Here is a 6,023-nt window from a genome sequence, read left to right as displayed (position 1 = left end):
AAATTATTGAAGCCTACCGCGCCGCCGGCGGTGTTAGTATCGCGAGCATTGACGACCACCGTCGAGAAGCTGTCGGAGAGCGCGCCGTCGTTCTCGCCGATCAGACCACCTGAGGCGGACCCGTATTGTGTGGTGAACAGCTGACCAGTCGAATAACTCTGGGCCACCGTGCCGGCATTGAACCCAGCGATCCCGCCGAGGGTCCTGAACCCCCGGACCGTCACATTGGTGACGCCGACATTCTGAACCAGGCCGCCCGCGCCGATATAGCCGAACAGGCCGACATATTGGGCAGCGGACTGCGTCACCGACAGGCTGTCGACGGTGTGGCCTAGCCCGTCGAACGAGCCGGTGAAGCCATTGCCGCCGTTCTGGATGTTGCTGTTGCCGTCGGTGCCCAGTGATATGAAGCCGAGACCGCTATTCCAGCTGGACGTGGTGCTGGCATCGATATTCTTGGCCAGCGCATAGCTCCCGGTGAGCCCGCTGTTGATCGCCTGCAGGCCGTTGACATCGTAGATCAGCGTGTAGCTCTGGCCGTCGATCGACAGCGCCTGCGCTCCCGGCGTGCCGGTGAAGGTCGCCGATGCACCCAAGGCATAGGAGATCGTGCCGCCGGTACCGCCATTGTTGGTGACCAGCGTCAACCCGCCGCCGCCGCCGATCGTGGCGTTCGCATTGAAGACGATCGAATGAGAGGCGCTGAGCGTCAGCGTGTTGGTGTTCCAGCTGATCGGCGCGGCAATGGTGATGTCGCCGGCCTGCGAACCGCCGCTGCCGGTCGAGATGGTGACGTTGGCGGTTGCGAGAAGGTTCTGCAGCGTGGTGACGTTGATGACGCTGTCATTGGTGTTGGCGGACATGCTGCCGCCGGTGTTGCCGGCAGCGTTGGAGATGGTGACGTTGTAGGGGTCGAGCAGAAGGTCGCCGGTATCGCCGAACCGGGCGCGCAGATCGACCGCACCGGTGAAGTCGAGGCGCTGCTTGCCGGACACTTCCGCGAAGCCGCCATTGCCGCCGTCATCGCCACCACGTGCGGAAATCTTGCCCGCGAACTTTGTCTGCTCGTCGGACCAGACGATGACCGTGCCGCCATCGCCGGTGCCGGTCGCATCGGCGCTGATTGTCGTCTTCGCATCGATCTCGGTTGTGACCGCGTGCTGGAGCGTGCCAGAACCTTGCTTGTCGCCGCCGATCTTGACCGTGCCGCCGCCATTCTTGCCCGAGGCATCGACCTTGGCGGCCTTGAGCTTCAGTTTGCGGCCGGTGACCGTGACCTTGCCGCCCTTGCCGCCGGCCTTGGCCGAAGCATCGAGCGTGCCGGTGATTTCGACCGAGCCTTCATCACCACCAAGCACGATGGCGCCGGATTGACCTGACACCGTGCGTGCCTCGATGACACCGGACATGTTGACGGCCTGGCGTGCTGCATTGCGCACCGCCGCCGCCTTGAGTTCGACCAGTCCGCCATCGGCACTGATACGTCCGGAATTGCTGACCAGCGCATTGCTGCCATCAGCCCTGGTCGGCACGGAGACCTGCAAGAAGCCGTCGCCGGACAGATCGAGCGCCGCCTTCTCGCCCGAGCCGAGCCCGACCTTGCCGAGCGGCACGGTGATCGAGCCGGCATTGTCGACGCTGCCACCGATCAATGCGGCATAGCCGCCACGCCCGATGCTGATGGAACCCTGGTTGGCGACGGCAGCGGAAGCTCCATTGCCTTCGAACTCCAGCTTTCCGGCCTCAAAATCCTCGTCGCTGATGCCCAGCGAGGAGCCGACGAAACCGGCGGCACTGACCTTGCCGGTCTTGGAGATGGCAATGCCGTTGGGATTGACCAGGAACACCTGGCCATTGGCGTTGAGCTGGCCCGATATGGTCGATTTAGTGCCACCGGTGACGCGGTTCAGCATCGTTGCCGAGGATGATGGCTGGTCGATAGTGACTGTCGCGCCGGCGCCGATGGAAAAACTCTGCCAGTTGACGATCGCCGAACTGGTCGACTGCTTGATGGTCAGTTGCGACGACGATGGATTGGCGATGGTGACACCGCCGGACGCGACGCTGCCGCCTGTCGGCAGTTCCTGTGCTCGCGCCGACGTGAAACCGACAAGTGCCGTCGACGTCAAAAGCAGCGCCATCAACGGCGCGCCGGTGCGGTTAAGGTGCCGCCGTGAGAGGGTTTGGCGCTGCGCGGTCATGTCTTCCTACCGGATCGAGGCAACGCTGCAGACGGAAGCTGCGTCCGCCACGCCCTGGCAGAAGGCGGGGCCATCAAGCCGCGGGTCTTCAACCAGCGTTTGCGCATCGCCAGCCACCGGCTGTCCGGTGAAGAAAACCGGAGCCGGCCCGCCAGCAGCATGAGCATCGGCGTTGTACGCGACCGTGCTGGCTGCATCCGGTGCCGGCACGGTGTTGGGCGGCGAGACCACCAGATCGGCACCGACATAGGTCAGTTCATAGTTGGCCGAGAGGGTCAGGCTTCCCTGTTCGATGGCGTAGTTGCCAGGAGGGCTAGCGTGTGTCGCCCCAGTCGAGAGCGCGCCAAGAAACGTATCCCCGTTGACCAACCCCAGACCGCCGATCGAATAGGTGAGTGGCGGATTGGGCATGCCCTGCGGCCGGCTCTGCGCATCCGCCACTATGGTGATCGCCCGCTTGCCGATGCTGAAGTCGGCACCGGCATAGCTGATCTCGTAGTTCGAATTGGCGCTGTCGGTAAGCGTGCCCTGGCCGATCGCGTAAGCTCCGGCGTTCTCTCCCAAAACGCGATCGAGAGCGCCGACCAATCCCACACCACTGCCGAGATCGGTGCTGGTGTAGCCATAGGAGGACGGGTCGGCATCGCCGTAGATCTTGCCCTGGCCCGAATTGGCCGTGACGGTCACGACACGCCTGCCGATGCTGAAATCGGCGCCGACATAGCTGATGTCGTAGTTCGAATTGGCCGCATTGGCGAGTGTGCCCTGCCCGATCTGATAGGCGCCGACATCTTCGCCGGGAGTGCGGTGGAGAGCGCCAACCAGCGCCGCACCACTGCCGAGATCGGTGAAGGTGTAGCCATAGGACGACGGATCGGCATTGCCGTAGGTCTTGCCCTGGCCCGAGCTGGCAGTGACGGTCACGAATCGCTTGCCGATGCTGAAACCGGCGCCGACATAGGTGATGTCGTAGTTGGCGTTGGCCGCATCGGTGAGGGTGCCGCGGCCAATGGCATAGGTCCCGACATTCTCGCCCTCGGCGCGATCAAGCGTGCCGGTCAGCGCTGCGCCGCTGCCGAGATCGGATACTCCGTAGCCGTAAGACAGCGGATCTCCGTCCCCGTAGATCTTGCTCTGGCCCGCATCGGCCGTCACCGTGATCGCGCGCTGCGTCACCGAAAGATCCGCGCCGATATAGCTGATGGCGTAATTTCCGTTGGCAAGCGTGCCTTGGGTGATGCTGTAGCCGCCGACATCGGATGATGCTGCGGCGGTCCTTGCCAACGCACCACTCAGGCTGTCGCCATTGGCGAAATCGCCCGAGGTCAGTTGATAGGTCAGCGTTGGATTGTCATCGCCATAGACACGGCTCTTGGCATCGGCCGTCACCGTAATCGCGCGCGGCGTCACTGACAGGTTTCCGCCGACATAGCTGATCGCGTAGTTGCTGTTGGCGAGCGTGCCCTGCGTGATGCCGTAGCTGCCGACATCGGATGCTGTCGTTGCCGAGGTCGCCAGCGCACCGTTCAGGCTGTCGCCATTGACGAAATTGCCTGCGGTCAGCTGATAGGTCAACGCCGGGTTGGCATCGCCATAAACACGGCTCTTGGCATCGGCCGTCACCGTGATCGCCCGTTTCGTCACCGCCAGATTGGCGCCGGCATAGCTGATCGCATAGTTGCTGTTGGCGAGTGTGCCTTGCGTAATGCTGTAACTGCCGACACTGGATGCCGTCGTAGTTGTTGTTGCCAATGCACCGCTCAGGCTGTCCCCATTGACGAAATTGCCTGATGTCAGCTGATAGGTCAGCGCCGGATTGGCATCGCCATAGGCACGGCTCTTGGCATTCGCCGTCACCGTGATCGCGCGCGGCGTCACCGACAAATTGGCGCCGGCGTAGGTGATCGCATAATTGTTGTTGTTGAGCGTACCCTGCGTGACGCCATAGCTGCCGACACCGGATGCCGTGGTCGCCGATGTCGTCAGCGAACCGCCCAAGCTGTCGCCATTGACAAAACTGCCTGATGTCAGCTGGTAGGTCAGCGACGGATTGGCGTTGCCATAGATACGGCTCTTGGCATCGGCCGTGATCGTGATCGCGCGCTTGGCGATGGCGAAACTGCCGCCGACATAGGTGATGTCGTAGTTCGAATTGTTAGCGTTGGTGATGCTGTTCTGGTTGATGGCGTAAGTGCCGGCACTGTTCCCGGCCGTGCGGTTGAGGGTGCCGACCAGAGCCACGCCGGCGCCGAGATCCGAAACGGTGTACGCATAGGATGACGGATTCGCATCGCCATAGATCTTGCTCTGGCCCGGCGTTACCGTCACCGTTACCGCGCGTTTGCCGATGGTGAGCAGGCCGGTGCTGCTGTAGGCGAAGCCATAGCCGCTCAACGCCGCGAGATTGCCGGCGCCGACGGTGATTGCATAGGATCCTGCTCCGACCTGTGTATTGCCCGGCGGGTTGACGGACGTGACGCTTGGGCCGCCGCTGAAGGTCGTGGCGGCGGTGTCGCCGAGATAGGCGCCGACCGCGCCCGCCTGATAGCCCGCCACTGAATAGGTCACTGCCGGCAGGGCGGTGTCGCCGTAGGTTTTGGTCGCGCTGTTGGACGTAAACGTCAGTGTCGGCTGATAGGCGAAGACATAGCGGTTGCCCGTCGCGCTCACCGCCCCGCCGGCGGTCGTGTTCCAGATGGCGGTGTTGCCGCTGTCGAGATTGCCGAAATTGTTGCCGGTGGGAGCTGCCGTATAGACCAGCCAGCGTCCGCTGGTGGCGGTGACGGCATCGCTGCCGCGACTGTTGATGAATTGTCCTGCGGCTGAGAGCACCGGATCCGTTCCGCTGATCGTCGCACTTGCCGCGATGGTCAGATTGCCCGCCGTCTGAAGCCTTACCGAACCGGTGGTGTTCACCCCGGTCGCCGTAACCCCGCGGGCGGTGGAAGCACTGGCGATCGTCAGGCTTGCGCCATCGCGCAGATCGACGGAACCGGCGTTGCCGGCGACGTTGCCGATCTGGTTGCCGGCGTTGGTCAGGGTGAAGCTACCCGTGCCACCGAGAACCAGCGACGCCGCCGTCAGGCCACTCGTCTGCGTCACCACGCCGTTCGACGACAGCGCCATCGTGCCGGTGCCGACCGACAGCGCCTGGTTGAGGGCGAAGGTGGCTGCTGCGGTTTCAATCTGGCGATTGGCGAAGGACAGGCTGCCGACAGAGGTTGACCCAATAGCCGCGCTATAGGCGCTGCTCAGCGTCGATAGCGAAGCGATCGAGCCATCCGTCTCGTCGAGCCGCCAGTCGCCATAGACGTTGAGGTTCGAGACATTGCTGCCGGACAGGCCGGTCCGGAAGGTCACGCTATTCTTGGCGCCCGAGTCCGCTTCGGCAACGGTGTAAGCGAGCACCGAGTTCGAGACCGCGCCCGCCGGCAGAGCGAGATAGTAGTAGCCGTTGACGCCGGTCGAGACTGTGCCGAGGTTTACGCCGCCGGAGACGACGGACACCAGCCCGGGATTCTTTGTGTAATAGGGCTGGCCGGTACCGGAAATCAGCGGCGTGTTGCCGGCATCCTTGTAGGCAATTCCGGAGATCGCCTGGACGCCATTGGGGTAGAAGCTCTTCAGATAGGGATAGAGGCCGCCAGTCCCGCCGCCAAAGGCGGCACTCAGTCCGTTGGCGCCGCCATTCTGGAAGCTGGAGGTCGACAGGCCGACGACATTGACATTGGGGCCGGTGGTGCCGCCGCCGATCGCAGGCTTGGCGATGGATGTGGTATTGTAGGGGCCTGATGTCGAAGTGTCGTACGCGCCCGTGACCAC

At 63.3% G+C, this 6,023-nt stretch carries 2 protein-coding genes; both read right to left on the bottom strand.

From position 1 onward, the window contains the following. Positions 1 to 2,201: two-partner secretion domain-containing protein (locus EN939_RS17645; RefSeq protein ID WP_127269039.1), on the bottom strand; the 2,201-nt coding region annotated here is incomplete at its 3' end. A 6-nt stretch (positions 2,202 to 2,207) separates the two neighbouring features. Further along, the coding region (locus EN939_RS38100; RefSeq protein WP_272483097.1) for a beta strand repeat-containing protein at positions 2,208 to 6,023 on the bottom strand (3,816 nt) is incomplete at its 5' end.

It is taken from the genome of Mesorhizobium sp. M7A.F.Ca.CA.002.05.1.1, assembly GCF_003998335.1.
Classification (GTDB): domain Bacteria; phylum Pseudomonadota; class Alphaproteobacteria; order Rhizobiales; family Rhizobiaceae; genus Mesorhizobium.
The sequence above is the reverse complement of the archived record's forward strand: the minus strand, read 5'-3'. Positions and strand labels throughout refer to the sequence as shown.